Annotated in this window: 13 protein-coding genes and 1 other RNA gene; 7 read left to right on the plus strand and 7 right to left on the minus strand. The window is 62.1% G+C overall.

Features of this window, described 5'->3' with window-relative positions; all coding sequences use genetic code 11:
• The first annotated feature begins 95 nt into the window (after window positions 1-95).
• The 7 genes from IAE33_RS11765 (at window position 96) to IAE33_RS11795 (ending at window position 4,860) form a co-directional block, all read left to right on the plus strand.
• Window positions 96-1,058 (plus strand): AurF N-oxygenase family protein, encoded by a 963-nt coding sequence (locus IAE33_RS11765; protein ID WP_201163629.1) that lies wholly within the window; start codon window positions 96-98, stop codon window positions 1,056-1,058.
• Window positions 1,055-2,107, plus strand: a complete 1,053-nt coding sequence (locus IAE33_RS11770) for an iron-sulfur cluster-binding domain-containing protein (protein ID WP_201163630.1) — start codon at window positions 1,055-1,057, stop codon at window positions 2,105-2,107. The genes IAE33_RS11765 and IAE33_RS11770 overlap by 4 nt, the downstream gene beginning before the upstream one ends.
• Window positions 2,108-2,143: 36 nt before the next feature.
• A complete protein-coding gene (locus tag IAE33_RS11775) occupies window positions 2,144-2,845 on the plus strand; it encodes a glutamine amidotransferase (RefSeq protein WP_201163631.1) in 702 nt (233 codons plus the stop codon).
• 39 nt (window positions 2,846-2,884) lie between these two features.
• Window positions 2,885-3,253 carry an antibiotic biosynthesis monooxygenase family protein gene (locus tag IAE33_RS11780; protein ID WP_201163632.1) on the plus strand — a complete coding sequence of 123 codons (369 nt, stop codon included), beginning with the start codon at window positions 2,885-2,887 and terminating at the stop codon, window positions 3,251-3,253.
• 144 nt (window positions 3,254-3,397) lie between these two features.
• Window positions 3,398-3,685, plus strand: a complete 288-nt coding sequence (locus IAE33_RS11785; protein ID WP_201163633.1) for a hypothetical protein — start codon at window positions 3,398-3,400, stop codon at window positions 3,683-3,685.
• A 98-nt stretch (window positions 3,686-3,783) separates the two neighbouring features.
• Window positions 3,784-4,175: a transfer-messenger RNA gene (gene ssrA, locus IAE33_RS11790) on the plus strand.
• Window positions 4,176-4,542: 367 nt separating this feature from the next.
• On the plus strand, window positions 4,543-4,860 hold the full coding sequence (locus tag IAE33_RS11795) for a DUF3077 domain-containing protein (RefSeq protein ID WP_442967369.1): 318 nt from the start codon (window positions 4,543-4,545) through the stop codon (window positions 4,858-4,860).
• 927 nt (window positions 4,861-5,787) lie between these two features.
• Here IAE33_RS11795 and IAE33_RS11800 read toward each other — a convergent pair.
• The 7 genes from IAE33_RS11800 to IAE33_RS11830 all read right to left on the minus strand — a co-directional run bounded on the left by IAE33_RS11800 (window position 5,788) and on the right by IAE33_RS11830 (window position 14,573).
• Window positions 5,788-7,389, minus strand: coding sequence for an argininosuccinate lyase (locus IAE33_RS11800; protein ID WP_201163634.1), 1,602 nt, complete (start codon window positions 7,387-7,389; stop codon window positions 5,788-5,790).
• A 128-nt stretch (window positions 7,390-7,517) separates the two neighbouring features.
• Window positions 7,518-9,911, minus strand: coding sequence for a TonB-dependent siderophore receptor (locus IAE33_RS11805; protein ID WP_201163635.1), 2,394 nt, complete (start codon window positions 9,909-9,911; stop codon window positions 7,518-7,520).
• A gap of 114 nt (window positions 9,912-10,025) precedes the next feature.
• A complete protein-coding gene (locus IAE33_RS11810; protein WP_201163636.1) occupies window positions 10,026-11,969 on the minus strand; it encodes a response regulator in 1,944 nt (647 codons plus the stop codon).
• Complete coding sequence (locus IAE33_RS11815) at window positions 11,959-12,807, minus strand: sensor histidine kinase (RefSeq protein ID WP_201163637.1); 849 nt, start codon at window positions 12,805-12,807, stop codon at window positions 11,959-11,961. The genes IAE33_RS11810 and IAE33_RS11815 overlap by 11 nt, the downstream gene beginning before the upstream one ends.
• Complete coding sequence (locus IAE33_RS11820) at window positions 12,800-13,819, minus strand: ATP-binding protein (protein WP_201163638.1); 1,020 nt, start codon at window positions 13,817-13,819, stop codon at window positions 12,800-12,802. The genes IAE33_RS11815 and IAE33_RS11820 overlap by 8 nt, the downstream gene beginning before the upstream one ends.
• Window positions 13,810-14,214 (minus strand): anti-sigma regulatory factor, encoded by a 405-nt coding sequence (locus IAE33_RS11825; protein ID WP_028632662.1) that lies wholly within the window; start codon window positions 14,212-14,214, stop codon window positions 13,810-13,812. The genes IAE33_RS11820 and IAE33_RS11825 overlap by 10 nt, the downstream gene beginning before the upstream one ends.
• The gene (locus IAE33_RS11830; RefSeq protein WP_028632663.1) at window positions 14,211-14,573 is read right to left on the minus strand and encodes an STAS domain-containing protein; all 363 of its coding nucleotides are present in this window, start codon (window positions 14,571-14,573) and stop codon (window positions 14,211-14,213) included. The genes IAE33_RS11825 and IAE33_RS11830 overlap by 4 nt, the downstream gene beginning before the upstream one ends.
• Window position 14,574: the final 1 nt, after the last annotated feature.

Below are 14,574 nucleotides of genomic sequence, written 5' to 3' on the forward strand. Positions count from 1 at the left end.
TTGCGTTGTAGCACGCTGTTTTCGTGTGCCCGTCAATGTGTTGTAACGGCACGTTCCACAATAATACACACAACCGAAACGCCTGGAGCTTAAACATGGAAGTTAAGAGTTACACCACCGACGACGCCGTGGGCAATATGTTGTCCAAACTGGCCACGCTCTGGAAAACCCGCGCAGCTGTGAACCAGCCGCAGCCGGACTACTGGGGCCTGGCATTCGACCCCACAAAGAACGACTTCAGCCTGTCGTTGCTGCCATTCCGGCAGCACCAGGCGTGGCATGAAGCGCCTGAAGCATTGAAATCCAAATGCCTGTCCTATGCGTGGGGCATCTACAACCTCAAAACCATTTATATCGAATGCAATGTAGTGGTGCCCGCCTGCGAAGACATTATAAAAACCCCGCCACACAGTAATAACCGCACCTTGCTGCAAGATGTCATGTCCCAGGCCATGCTCGACGAAGCATTGCACACGCGCATGTCCATCATGGCCTGCAATTATATTTATGACATGCGCAAACTGGCGCCGCTGGACTTCAGCGCCTTCAATCTGGTGACTTGGCGCGAAGCCCTGCTGGCCAATTGCACGTCCGAGTGGGAGCGCCGCCTGACCCGCTTCGGCATCGCCTGTGCCAGCGAAACGCTGATTACCGATTACCTCAAGACCATGGCAGAAGACGCCAGCATCCAGGCGGTCTGCCACGAAGTCACCCGCACCCACGCCATGGACGAGTGGAGCCATTCGAGCGTGTTCAGTTTTGTCGCGTCCGACATCGTCCACGGCCTGAGCCGTACTGAACGCCAGTACTTGCGCTCGGTCATCCTGCGCACGGTGCAAATGTTCGCCAACAACGAAATGGGCGCCTGGTCCAAGGTGTTCTCCATGCTCGATTTCCCGCATGCCAACGAGATTCTGCATGACGTGGGCGACAACAACGAAATCAGTGTGTACACCGATTCGCTGCAGGCGCTGGTCGATCGCATCGGCCTGGCCGGCAATGGCCTGGGCAGTGCAGAGCTGGCAGTGGAGCAGTTGAACGAAAGGGCCAGCGCATGAACCCGACCTTCAAGGCGCTGTGCGAGCAGGTGCACAGCGAAACGGCCCAGGTAAAGGTGTTCAGCCTGCGCGTACTCGACGCCCCCCGCGACTTCCTTGCACGCCTGGAGCCGGGCAGGCACGTGGCCCTGCAAGCTGCAGACATGGCTGGCACGCCCCAGCAGCGCCTGTACTCGATTACCCGCAAGTCGGCGGACGACCGGTTCGAAATTGCGGTAAGGCGCGAAGGGCATGGTGGGGTTTCAGACCATCTGCACGCGGCGCTGCAGGCTGGGTCAAGCACGTCGTTGCAGTGCGTGGAGGGGGACATCACCGTGGCATCCCTGGTCGGGTGCCGGCAGGTCGGCATGCTTGCCGGCGGTATCGGTATCACCCTGCCGCTTGCCCTGCTGCGCGGGTTTGCGCAACGGGCACAAGAAGGTCTACCCGTACCGCAGGTCAGCCTGCTGCTGTGCGTGCCATCCACCGCCGAGCTGCCTTTTTTGCCCGAACTGCTGGCACTGGAGCTGACCCAGCCATGGTTCGCCCTGCAGGTGTTCGTCACCCGCGAAGCCATCACTGGCAAAGGCCACTTCAGCGCAGGCCGCCCACAAGCCAACGACCTGAAGCGGCTGGGTAACCCAGACAGCGTGGTGATCTGTGGCAGCCATGGCTTTGCCCAGGGCATGCGTGAGCACCTGCAAGCCGAGCTGCCTGCCAGCCGGCTGCTGATCGAATCGTTCAGCGCACCGGCAGCACCCGTGGCGGCTACACCGGGTAGCGAGGCCAGCGATACCCTGCGCCTTCACCTGAAGCACAACGGCCAGGTGCTGGAGCCGCCGGCCGGCAAAAGCCTGCTGGAGATGCTGGAGACCAGCGGCATCGAGGTGCGCAGTGTCTGCCGGGCGGGCATCTGCGGCCATTGCCGGCTGAAGGTGTCGGAAGGGGAATACACCCTGGAGCCCGATTTCTGCCTGACCGACAAAGACAAGGATGAAGGCTGGGCGCTGGCCTGCTGCACCTTCCCCACGTCTGGCACCCTCAAAGTCGACCTTAACGCCTCGGCCTAAATTGCCACCGCAGCTCCTTCAACCACAGGATTTCCCATGAAAACTGCAATTGCACTGCGCCACATCCATTTCGAAGATGTTGGCACCCTGGATACGGTGCTGGCCGACGCAGGCTACGCCCTCACCTACCTGGACCCAACCGTCGATACCCTCGACGGCGAGCAGCTGGTGAAGGCCGACCTGCTGATCGTGCTCGGCGGCCCTATCGGGGCCTACGACGAACAGCTGTACCCCTTCCTGCATGACGAACTGAAGCTGGTACGCCAGCGCATCGAGTGCGGCAAGCCCATGCTCGGCATCTGCCTGGGTGCGCAGTTGATCGCCCGCGCCATGCACGCCAAGGTGTACCCCATGGGCGTCAAGGAAATCGGTTTTTCGCCGTTGACCCTGACCGCAGCCGGCCAGGATTCTCCCCTCGCCGCCCTGCAGGGCACCCCCGTGCTGCACTGGCATGGCGACCAGTTCGACGTGCCGGAAGGCGCGCAGTTGCTGGCCAGCACCCCGGTTGGCGCACACCAGGCGTTTGCCGTGGGCAATACCATTCTGGGCCTGCAGTTCCACCTGGAGGCCGATACCACCCGCATCGACCAGTGGCTGGTGGGGCACGCCAGTGAGCTGGGCCAGGCCGGCATCGACCCGGTTGCGCTGCGCGCGGCCGCCAAGGGCCTGGAAGGCCGCCTGAGCCTTGCTGCAGGCCGCGTGATGCAGGCGTGGCTGAGCAACCTGCCTACTCGCTGAAACCCATTACAAAAAACCGTCAAGGATGAGGAACTGAAGATGATCGTCGTACTGTTCGAATTGCAGGCATTGCCAGGCCAGGGTGAAACCTACGTAGACCTGGTCAACAAGCTCACCCCGTTGCTGCAGCCGATGGAGGGCTTTATTTCGGTGGAGTGCTTCCAGAGCACACTGAACCCCAAGAAGGTGATGTCGGTAACCACCTGGCGCGATGAAGAAGCCGTGGTGCAATGGCGCAACGTCACCGCCCACCTGTCGGCCCAACGCGCCGGCCGCGACAAGATCTTCGACGACTACCGCGTGCGCGTCACCTCGGTGATCCGGGACTACGGCCTGCGCGATCGCGAGCAGGCACCCTACAACGTCGTCGTCGACGGCGAACGTGCCTCGGCCTGCCCGGTGGCTTGAATGGCTGGTAGGTAAGTAGAGCGCAGGTAGGACGGTCGCTTCCTTTGGCCACTCAAGCACACCGCCAACAGGATTGAACTGTTGGCGAATGGCCACAGTCCACCTTTACAGGCCCACCTACCAGAGGCCACAGAGGAGACTCCCATGAAAGGTACCGCGCTTTCGGCCCTGTTCGCGGCCGCTACCCTGCTGGCCTCGCCAGTCTTCGCAGAAGACCTGTGCGCCATCAACCTGCAAAAGATCAATGACAGCATGGCAACCGCCGGCGCCACCTCTGAAGGCCTGGACAAGGCCGTCACCGAGCGTGTCGACGAAGCCAAGCAAGCCCAGGCCTCCGGTGATACCAAGAAATGCATCGAGATCACCAGTAAAGTGGTTGAACGCCTGAACAAAACCGACAAAGGCAGCGGCTCGAGCAGCGGCGGCGCCTGATGCAGCGTGCGGGTGACCGGTCTGGTGGTCGACGGCGCCCGCGCAATGCCGTATACTCGATTCCACGTGCCGTAAGGTACGTTAGCTAGAGCTAGTGTGGGGCCGATTAGGATTCGACGCCGGTAGCGAAACTCTAGGTGCATGCCGAGTTGGTAACAGAACTCGTAAATCCACTGTTGCAACTTTCTATAGTTGCCAATGACGAAAACTACGAGGGCTACGCTCTCGCTGCGTAAGCAGCTGAGCCCGCTCTCCTGGTAGCTTCGGCTCCAGCAATCACCAGGGGATGCCTGTAAACCCGAAGTGATTGTCATACAGAACAGGATCGTCGTGTAGCACGTTGGGGGCAAAGCGACTAAAACTTACCCAACTCGTCCAAAGCACCCTGCCCGTCGGGCGGCTGCGGATTAACTCAATAGACACGGCTAAGCATGTAGTACCGACAGCGGAGTACTGGCGGACGGGGGTTCAAATCCCCCCGGCTCCACCAAAATCCAAAAAAAGAAGACGCCCTCGGGCGTCTTTTTTTGTGCCTGGCGATTGGGCTTGCCGAAGCAGAAAAATCAGATTTTGGCCCTTTCGTGTAGGCCGTTTCCCAAAGATACTCCGTGGGCCTGTTTTCCGTTGCGGTCGTTTTTTCGGGGTTTTAGTCTCTGTGGGTCGTTGCATCTCAACGATACGACTTTGACAGGTCGCGACGGTAATCAACAAAACAGCCGCCCTTATGGCAGCTGTACGTGCGGGCACGCTTGCGTGCGCCGGAACTTGTTGTTTCCGCCGGTCTGTCAACCCACGTACAGCTGCCACCCTCTGTTTGACAGCAGCCGGTGACGGCCGTGCAAACGGAAGCAATCTTGATGAAAATAGTCCCCGATCCGCCACATCACCGCTCATTGGCCAACGATGACAGCTTGCGCACAGTGGGTAAAACCATCTTCTACCAAGGTGAGAACCACACCCACGCCCTGTTCCGCATAGAGCCTGGCATCCCCTGCCAGAGCGCCCGTGAACAGGCCTCCGAACTGATGGGCTACGCCCGTGACCTGACCATCGACGGGCTGATGGAAGACAAACCCAAGCTGATCTGGGCAGCGCATTATCTCTGCGCGCTGGGCAAGGCGCTGCTGGACGATGCTGAATTGGGCATGATGCAGCGCGCTCCCGGTAATCCGTGATCGAACGCTGATAGCGTTGGGGCTGCGTTGCAGCCCATCGCGACCTGCGGTCGCTCCTACGGGTGCGGTTGCAGGGCTGCCACGGTAGGAGCTAGCGCAGCTCGCGATGGGGTGCGGAGCGCCCCCGGCGATCTATGACCAAACGCCGACGGTGCTATCGGTCGCTCCTACCCATCAACCCCTCAAACGCCTTCTCAAGCACCCGCCCAGCATCCGCCAGCTTCTGCCGCCGCTGCTGCATCCACGCCTGGTCATCCTGCAAGCGCTGCCTGGCTTCAGCCCCGGGCGTCTTTTTTATGCCTGGCAATTGGGCTTGCCGAAGCAGAAAAATCAGACTTTGGCCCTTTCGTGTAGGCCGTTTCCCAAAGATACTCCGTGGGCCTGTTTTCCGTTGCGGTCGGTTTTTCGGGGTTTTAGTCTCGGTGGGTCGTTGCATATCAACGACCGGCTTTGACAGGCCGATGACGACCAAACATGCGGTTTTGCCTATGGCAGCTGTGTGTGGGGCACCTCGTGTGCGCCGGTTTGGTCTTCACCGGTCTGTCAACCTACACACAGCTGCCACCACTTGTTTGACAGCGAGTGCTGGTCGCTCCATCGAGGACCACATCATGCTGAAAATCGTACCTGATCCACCTCAGTTCCCCCACTCCCTGGAAGAGGCCATCATGCATGATGCAGCGCGCTCCCGGTAATCCGTGATCGAACGCTGATGGCGTTGGGGCTGCGTTGCAGCCCATCGCGACCTGCGGTCGCTCCTACGGGGGCGGTTGCAGGGCTGCCACCGTAGTTGGGGCTGCGTTGCAGCCCATCGCGACCTGCGGTCGCTCCTACGGGGGCGGTTGCAGGGCTGCCACGGTAGGAGCTAGCGCAGCTCGCGATGGGGTGCGGAGCGCCCCCGGGATCTATGACCAAACGCCGACGATGCTATCGGTCGCTCCTACCCATCAACCCCTCAAACGCCTTATCAAGCACCTGCCCGGCATCCGCCAGCTTCTGCCGCCGCTGCTGCATCCACCCCTGGTCATCCTGCAAGCGCTGCCTGGCCTCAGCCAGCATACGCCGCACTTCCTCCGGCTGCGGGCCGCCGGTGCCTTTACGGCTTTGCACCATCGCGCGGGGCGACAGGCTGGCGCGGAAATCCGCTTCGCTCAGGGGCAATGTGTTGTCCTTCCACTGGTGTTTGTCCGCCGCCTGGGTATACAGCGCCTGCGCGTCCGCGTAGGCAAAGTTCTTGGGCAGCGTGCCTTCAGCACGGGCCTTCTCGACGATCAGCGAAGCAAAGCTGTGGCCGATGCGGAACGGCACATGGTGCTTGCGCTCCAGGGTGTCGGCCAACTCCATCGAGGTGGTCCAGTCAGCATCCAGCTCCTCTTCAGCCCGGGCTGCATTGATTTTCAGCGCATCCAGCACCTGGTCCAGGCGCTTGAACATTTCGCCGCTGGAGGTGAACAGCCCCAGGTCGTCAAACGCGGCCTTGTAATCGGTCATGCCGGTGGTGACGTTGTGCGCGCGCACGGTGGTGGCATTGGCCAGCCCGACCACATCGGACGCCGCCTCCCGGGTGCGCATCAGGAGGCCAGGGTTGCGCTTTTGCGGCATGGCACTGCTGGTGTAGGTCGAGGCCTCATCCAGCAAGATCCACGGCCGGGTCTGGTGATACTGGGTGTGGATATCGCCAATGAACGCGCCGATACGAATCGCCGAGGATGACACCAGACCAGAGGCTTCCAACGGAATGTCATAGGTGGACACCTGGCTGGCGTCCAGCGAGTTCTCCCGCACACCGTCAAAGCCCAGCAGCGCTGCCAGCCGCTCACGGTTGATCGGGTAACCGGAGTTGGCTAGCACCGCAGTGCCCAAGGGGCTCAGGTTCAGCCGTGCGTACAACTCATGCAGGCGCTGCGCATCGCGTTCAAACGATGCCTCGTAGGCCAGCAGGTAGTGGGCATAGCTGATCGGCATGGCTTGCACGCCGTTGGTATAAGCCGGCACCAGGGTATCGATGTGCTCGGCGGCGAGCTTGAGCAAACGCTGGCGCGTGGCGTTCAGGGCATCGCCGTAGGCGAGCATGTGCGTGCGCAGTGAGGCCAGGCGGTAGGTGGCATACATGTCCTGGCGGCTGCGGCCGGAATGAATCAGCGAAGCCTCAGGGCCCACCTTGTCGGTGAGGATCTGCTCCAGTTGCAGGACGTCGCTTGGGCGCTTGCCATCGGGCTGCTCGCCTTGCTCGATGGCATAACGCACGCCACCGGCTATGGAGGCGGCTTGCTCGGCGGTGACGATGCCAGACTCTTTGAGCATCACCAACGAGGCCTTGTTGATGCGGTTGAGGTAATCGAACTGGCTTTCGCCCTTGCGCCCCTGCGCGGGTGCCTTTTCTACAAAAGCCCCGATCTTGCGCGCCTGCTCGGCGCATTCGGCAGTGGTCTTGCACGGGGTGTCTGCCGTGTTGGCGGCGTAGACGGACGGGAAGGAGAGCCAGGCACAGGCAATGGCGACGCTAAGCAGTGTTCTTGTTGTTTTCATGGTGGGCTCTGCTGAGTATGGAGGTTGCCTGATGCTAACGGGCAGTTGCGGCGCTTGAAAGCCTTGGTCCCGATAGCTGCCCCAGGCAACCTCCGCTCACTCACCGGCATCGCCGGCGTGCGCAGGGCTTACCAGCTATAACTCACCCGCGCGGTAACCTCTCGCCCCGGGTTGTAATAGTCCGCCGTCCCCGACCCTACGACATGCTGCTCATCGAACAGGTTGCTCACGTTCAATGCCAGGTCAGTGCCCTTGGCGATGCGGTACTTCAGCGCCGCATCGAACAACGTGGTGCCATCGGTCTTCTTGGTATTGGCCGCGTCCATGTAGTAAGCCCCCACGTATCGCGCACCCAGCCCGACACTCACGTCGGTGTCCGGGATGTCGTAGTAGGTCCAGAGCGAGGCCGAATGCTTCGGCGCCGTGGCGAAAGCGTTGCCCTTCAGCGATGTGCCGTCGTACAGCGAGCCGCGCTTCACGTCGGTGTCCATGTACGAATAGGCGCCAATCACGCTGATATCGGCCGTCACCTGGGCCTTGGCTTCAAGGTCCAGGCCACGTGCGTGGGACTCGCCAACGGTTTGCTGCTCGATGATGCCGCTGGGCAGCACCACGGCGATGGTGACGTTTTCCTGAGTCAGGTCGTATACCGCAGCGGAGAACATCGCGTCCATGCCAATCGGCGAATACTTCACGCCCACTTCGTACTGCTTGCCGGTTTGCGGGGTCACGCCAACCTGGGGCGGTGAGACCGACTCCACCATGCTGACATAGGTGGACACCTCGTCGTTGACGATATACGTCAGCGCGGCGCGATACGAGGTTTCCGACAAGTTGTCACTTTGCTTGACGGCACCGCCCACGTACTCGGTGCTGGACACGTCCATGGCATCGTTGCGCACACCCGCTGTGGCGATCAAACGGTCGTAGAACGACAGGTTCTGCTGCATGAACACGGCCTTGGTGGTCACGTCCTGCTTCTTGCGGCTGTAAGGGGCGATGTTGCGAGGCACGCCAGTGAATACCGGGTTGGCGATATCGATGGGGGTGGCCAGGCTGTAGATCGAACTTTGCTTCGTGGAAGAATCGAGATACTCCACCCCTACCAGGCTGCTGCTGTCGATGTGCTCGAACTGCGCATCGTACTGCAGCATCAGGTTGCCGTTGAGCTGGTCGGCGTCGCTGTCGGTGCCGAATACATAGCGTGGGATGGTGGTGCCCACCCGCGACGCGCTGTCGCTGAGATAGGCATAACCGAAATCGTCACTCAGCTCGCTGTAGCGCAGGTTGCCGCGCAAGGTGAAGCCGTTGTCGAAGTCATGGGTGATGTTGCCGCTGAGGCTGGTGCGCTCGACGTCATGGAAGTTGTAGCTTGGTTCGCCGAAGAACTTGCTGCGGTCGTATTGCTTGTCCAGCGGGTAACCACCGCTGTTGGGGGAGCTGTTGGTTTTCAGGTAATCCAGCACCACGGTGGCCGACGTGAAGTCCGTGGGCGCCCAGGTTAGCCCGCCCATGACGAAGCGGCTGTCGTCCTGCGAATGGTCATATTCGCGGTCACTGTTCTGCAGCTTGGCCGTGAAGCGGCCGGCGACGGTGCCGCCTTCATTGAGCACATCACCCACATCGATGCCGGTTTCGGCATGGTCATAGGAACCGTAGGTGACATAACCCTGGCCAAACTGCTCGAAACGGGGCTGCTTGGTGACGAAGTTCACCGAGCCCCCGGGGTCTGCCGGGCCGAACAAGGTGGAGTTCGCACCACGCAAGATCTCGATGCGCTCGTAGGCATAAGGGTCTTCACGCACACCGCGCATGGAGCTCAGCGTCAGGCCATCGCGATACGTGGTGGCCTGGAAGCCGCGGATCTGGAAGTAGTCGTTGCGGTCGTCGGAGCCGTAGAAATCGCTGATGACACCCGGTGTGTACAGCAGCGCTTCTTCCGTGGTGCTGACGCTGCGCTGCTCCATCTCCTTGCGGGTCACCACCGAAACGGACGCCGGCGTGTTGAGGATGCTGGTCGCAACCTTGCCACCCACCCACAGCTCCTTGGCCACCACCGAGTTGGTATCGTCATCGGCGCTGGCTTTGACCTTGGCGTTGATGATGACAGGCGCCAGGCGATAATCCTCGGTCGCGCCGATCTCCAGTGGGCCGGCAGGCCGGGCCTGCGGGATGATTCGATAAGCAGTGGGGCCCTGCTGCTCCGGCTGCAGGTCGGTGCCCTGCAACAGCGAAGACAACGCTGCCGCTGTACCCAGCGCACCCTGCACGCCCTGGGTGTTGCGGTCGGCAAGGGCCTGGGCATCGAACGAAACGCTCACGCCGGCCTCGCGGGCGAAACGGTCCAAGGCGGGGGCCAGTGGGCCGGCAGGGATGCTCCATTGTTTGAGGGGGCTGTTCTGGTCAGCCGCAGCGGGTTGAGCCCACGATGGTAATGCGTAGCTGCTGACCACCATGCCCAGCAGGGCAGCCTTCAGGGCGCGGTTCAAGGGATGGCGCGGTGAAACCAGGGTAGAACTCATTTTCTCGCTCCGTTACGGGGTCGGCGGGCTGGCCTGTATTCCGGCCTTCCCTACCTGCCGAACGAGAATGAGAAAACACCTCATTTATTTTCAAAAAAAATAAACCGCCTGCTGTCAGGCCTTGCTAACCGCCTGCCGCACCTTGCCCAGCAACTCGCTCATCTTGAAGGGCTTGAGCAACATGTCCATGCCATCGCCCAGAAACGCCTGACGGTCCAGCGCGGCGTCGGCGTAACCGGTCATGAACAGCACGGGCAACTCGGGCCGGTAGCCTCGGGCAAGGTCTGCCAGCTCACGCCCGCTCAGGGTGGGCAGGCCGACATCCGTCAGCATCAGGTCCAGGTGGGCATCGGACTGCAAATGGGCCAAGGCCTCCTCGATGCTGGCGGCCAGCGTGCAACGGTAGCCCGCATCCCCCAGCGCCTCGGCCACCGACAGGCGCACGGCCGTCATGTCTTCGACAATCAGCACATGCTCACCACTGCCCGGCTGGTCCTGGGCAGCCTCACGCTGCACATGCACGGCCGCCTGTGCACTGGCGGGCAACATCAAGGTGACCTCGGTGCCCTGCCCCACCACGCTGCTCAGCACCACGTGGCCACCGGATTGCCTGGCGAAGCCGTAAATGGTCGACAGCCCCAGGCCGGTGCCCTGGCCCAGCGGCTTGGTGGTGAAGAACGGGTCGAAGACCTTTTCCAGCAGTTCGGCGTCGATACCGGTGCCGTTGTCCCGCACGCTAACCGCCACATAGGGGCCGTCCACCAGGTTGGGGTTGCCTTGGGACCAGCGGGCACAGGTGTTGACCCAAATGTGCCCGCCCTTGGGCAGCGCGTCACGGGCGTTGATGACCAGATTGAGCACCGCGCTTTCCAGCTGCACCGGGTCAACCAGGGCAATTGCAGGCTGGTTGGAAAGGTTGAGCGTGAGGGTGATGCGCTCGCCGACCGTGCGGGTAATCAACTCTTCCAGCGAACGTACGTGGCGGTTGACGTCTATTGGCCGGGTGTCGAGCGGCTGCTGGCGGGCGAAAGCCAGCAGGCGATGGGTGAGCGACGCAGCACTGGTGGCGGAACTCAGCGCTGCCTCGGCGTAGCGGGTGACCTTTTCAGGCCGGTTCTCGGCCACGCGTTTGCAGATCAGTTCAAGGCTGGTGATGATGCCGGTCAGCAAGTTGTTGAAATCATGGGCGATACCCCCGGTAAGGCTGCCCAAGGCGTCCATCTTTTGCAGCTGCAGCAATTGCGCCTCGGTACGCTCGCGCACTGCCACCTCACGTGCGAGCTGGCTGGTGGCATCGTCCAGCTGGGCCAGGTGCGAACGCTCACGGTGGCGGTGTTCGGTGATGTCCTCGACGAACACCAGGCACAGCCCCGGCGCCTGGTAGGGCGACAGCTGCCATTCGGTTTCGCGTACATGGCCATGCAGCTGCATGCTCAAGGTGCCTTTCCAGCGTTCGCCGGCCAGCAAGTGTTCGCGCAGGCTGGCCAGGGCCGCCTCCTGCCCGTCGGCAAAGCACTCGCGCAGTTGCACCGGGTCGTGGTTGTCCTGGGTGAGGTGAATGAACGCCTGGTTGCACTCGTGCACTTTCAGGTCGGCGTCCATTACCGCGATAGGCGCCGACACGCCGGTGAATATCTCGCGAAAGCGTGCCTCGCTCTGGCGCAGGGCACGTTCGGCATCGCGTACCCGCAGCAGGGTACGCAAGGTGGCCAGCAGCACGTCCGGGTCTACCGGGTGGGTGAGGTAGGCATCGGCACCCGCATTCAGCCCGGTAATGATGTCGCCGCTCTGAATGGACGCCGCAGACACATGAATCACAGGCAACAAGGCGGTGCGCACGTCCTGGCGCAGCAGCCGGACAATGTCGAAGCCGCTCATGTCCGGCAGGTTCACATCCAGAATCAGCGCATCGATGTGGCCTTCGCCAATCAACGCCAGCCCTTGTGCACCAGTGCCCGCCTCGAGTACCTCATAGCCGTGCACCGCCAGGCGCCTGCGCAGTGCGTAGCGGGTGGCAACGTTGTCATCGACGATCAGCAGGCGCACATCAGCATTCATCCAGGTTCTCCTGGGCCAGGGCCAGCGGGATAACCACAGAGAAGCACGAGCCTTTGCCCGGCTCACTGTGCACACTCACCTGACCGCCCAGCAGCATGGCAAAGCGTTTGCACAACGACAGGCCCAAGCCGGTGCCGCGCAGGCGTTTCTGCAGCGGCGAATCAAGCTGGGCGAAGTCTTCGAACAGCGTGTCCAGCAACTCCGGCGCGATACCAATGCCGGTATCGGTCACGGAAAAGCATACACTGCCTTCGCCGTGCAGGCTCGCTGAAACCCGTACCTCGCCATTGGAGGTAAATTTCAATGCGTTGGAAATGAAGTTGCGCAAAATCTGGGCAAGTTTCTTGTCGTCGGTATACAGCTGCGGCAAGCCCACCGGTTCTTCGAATATCAGGTCCACCGCCGACCCATCGACAATGGGCCGGAACATGCCACGCAGGGCGGAGAACAGGTCGAACATGTCGAACCACGCAGGCGAGATGCTGATGCGGCCTGCTTCGATCTTGGCCAGGTCCAGCAGGTCGTCAACCATGTCGGACAACTCGCGCGTGGCGTTGCTGATGAAGGCCACCTGGCGGTGCTGCTCTGCCGACAGCGGCCCATCCAGCTCGTCGGTCAGCAAGCCGGTAATGCTCAGAATGGACCCCAGCGGCGTGCGGAACTCATGGCTCATGTAGGCCAGGAAGCGGCTTTTCAGGTCAGAGGCCTGGCGCAGCTGCTCGGCCTGAACGTCCAGCTCGGCATACAGCGCCAGCACGCCCTGGTTGGTTTCATCCAGCTCGCTACGCAGCGCGTCGTTTTCGGCCTGCAGCCGGGCGACCAGGGTTGGGTCAGACATGCACAGCCTCCAGGTCGATCACCAGCACGGTCACATCATCCCGGCCACGGCAGAAGTCGCGGTGCAGCACAGCCGCGATCACCGCCGGGTGGCGATGCACCAGGCCAGGGTAATTCTGAAGGTTCCAACGGGACTGCAGGCCGTCGCTGTACATGATCAACACATTTCCGTTCAGATCAGCGTAGTCGAATACTTGGGTTTTTCTGAATTGCCCGCCCACGATCCCGGGCAGCGACGCCAGGCCGCGTTGCTGCGTACCGGCTACCAGGCATGCACCGATATTGCCGATACCCGTGAACGCAAGGCGGTTGGAGGCGCCGTTGTATTGAGCCACCGCCACGGCGCCACCCCGTGTCCCGGACATGGCCTGGTGCAGGGCCTGCAGCTGTTGCAACGGCTCGGCAAAAGGCGCGCTGGCAAACACCGTAGCGCCGGTCAGGGCCGCTGCCTCGGCTTCACGGCCGTGGCCCAGGCCGTCGATCACCAGCGCGCTGACCTGCTGGCCATCGGCGGCCAGGTACCAGGTGTCGCCACAGGCCGGGTCGTCATGCAGCGCATGCTGGGTTGCCCCCCAGCGTTGGTCGGCAGCCGCGTCGTGCTTGCCATACAGACGGGCAAGCACCACCGCACCGCGTGTATCGGCATGCACATCGAACACTTGAGCCAGGCGCGCAACAGCGCCCATGCCGATGCCTTGGGTGCCTGCAGACGAGTAGCCGTCGGCCAGGCACGCCTGGGCGTCGAAGCCCTGGGCGCGGTCCACGGTGAGCACTTCAATACCGTAGCGGCCACCTTCACGCGGCAATACCCGCAGGTGCAGCTCGCCGTGGCCTGCATGTTTGAGCACGTTGCTGCACAGCTCGGTGGTTACCAGTGCAACACGCCCGGCGTCCTGTTCATCGAAGCCGTGGTCCTCGCCCAGTTTCTGCGCTATGCGACGGGCATGGCCGACATCACTCGGGTCGGCCAATGGCACCACCCGCGTCATAGTGGCAGCGATGCTCAAGCCCATCGAGTGATCGTCACGCGCGTGCCCTGGCCAGGGGCTGTGTCCAGCTCGAACTCGTCGACCAGACGCCTGGCGCCGGTCAGGCCAAGGCCCAGGCCGCCCCCGGATGTCCAGCCATCGGTCAACGCCAGGTTGATGTCGGGGATCCCCGGGCCTTCATCGCGGAACAGCAAACGCAGGCCGGTACGCCCATAGTTGTCCAGAATCTGCCAGTCCATGTCGCCACCGCCGCCATACACCACGGTGTTGCGCGCCAGTTCGCTGACAGCAGTCACCAGCTTGGTCAGGTCGACAAGGCGCATGCCGCACTCCCCGGCCAGCTTGCGCGCCAGCTGGCGTGCGAGCACCACATCCTGTTCGATACGCACCGGCAGGCTGCCGCTGTCGCGCACGTTCATGTGCGCTCCAGACGTTGACGCAGCACCTGCATGCCGCGCTCCACGTTCAACGCCGTGCTGACGCCCGGTAGGGTCAGCCCCAGTTCCACCAGCGTGATGGCAACCGCCGGCTGCATGCCCACCACCATGGTTTCGGCATCCAGAATGCGCGAGAGCCCGGAGATGCTGGCAATCATGCGCCCGATGAAAGAGTCGACCATGTCCAGCGCCGAGATGTCGATCAATACACCCCGCGCCGAGATACGGCTGATCCGCTCGGTAAGGTCTTCTTGCAGCGTCAGTGCCAACTGGTCGTGCATGTCCACCTGGATGGTGACCAGCAGAAACTCGCCCATCTGCAGGATCGGTATACGTTCCATG

It is taken from the genome of Pseudomonas sp. S60 (assembly GCF_016647865.1).
In the GTDB taxonomy this organism is placed as follows: Bacteria; Pseudomonadota; Gammaproteobacteria; order Pseudomonadales; family Pseudomonadaceae; genus Aquipseudomonas; species Aquipseudomonas parafulva.

Bases quoted from the DNA above. Each gene is read 5' to 3' on its own strand.
- IAE33_RS11765 (WP_201163629.1), top strand. From the start codon at position 96: ATGGAAGTTAAGAGTTACACCACCGACGACGCCGTGGGCAATATGTTG.
- IAE33_RS11770 (WP_201163630.1), top strand. From the start codon at position 1,055: ATGAACCCGACCTTCAAGGCGCTGTGCGAGCAGGTGCACAGCGAAACG.
- IAE33_RS11775 (WP_201163631.1), top strand. From the start codon at position 2,144: ATGAAAACTGCAATTGCACTGCGCCACATCCATTTCGAAGATGTTGGC.
- IAE33_RS11780 (WP_201163632.1), top strand. From the start codon at position 2,885: ATGATCGTCGTACTGTTCGAATTGCAGGCATTGCCAGGCCAGGGTGAA.
- IAE33_RS11785 (WP_201163633.1), top strand. From the start codon at position 3,398: ATGAAAGGTACCGCGCTTTCGGCCCTGTTCGCGGCCGCTACCCTGCTG.
- IAE33_RS11795 (WP_442967369.1), top strand. From the start codon at position 4,543: ATGAAAATAGTCCCCGATCCGCCACATCACCGCTCATTGGCCAACGAT.
- IAE33_RS11800 (WP_201163634.1), bottom strand. From the start codon at position 7,389: ATGAAAACAACAAGAACACTGCTTAGCGTCGCCATTGCCTGTGCCTGG.
- IAE33_RS11805 (WP_201163635.1), bottom strand. From the start codon at position 9,911: ATGAGTTCTACCCTGGTTTCACCGCGCCATCCCTTGAACCGCGCCCTG.
- IAE33_RS11810 (WP_201163636.1), bottom strand. From the start codon at position 11,969: ATGAATGCTGATGTGCGCCTGCTGATCGTCGATGACAACGTTGCCACC.
- IAE33_RS11815 (WP_201163637.1), bottom strand. From the start codon at position 12,807: ATGTCTGACCCAACCCTGGTCGCCCGGCTGCAGGCCGAAAACGACGCG.
- IAE33_RS11820 (WP_201163638.1), bottom strand. From the start codon at position 13,819: ATGGGCTTGAGCATCGCTGCCACTATGACGCGGGTGGTGCCATTGGCC.
- IAE33_RS11825 (WP_028632662.1), bottom strand. From the start codon at position 14,214: ATGAACGTGCGCGACAGCGGCAGCCTGCCGGTGCGTATCGAACAGGAT.
- IAE33_RS11830 (WP_028632663.1), bottom strand. From the start codon at position 14,573: ATGGAACGTATACCGATCCTGCAGATGGGCGAGTTTCTGCTGGTCACC.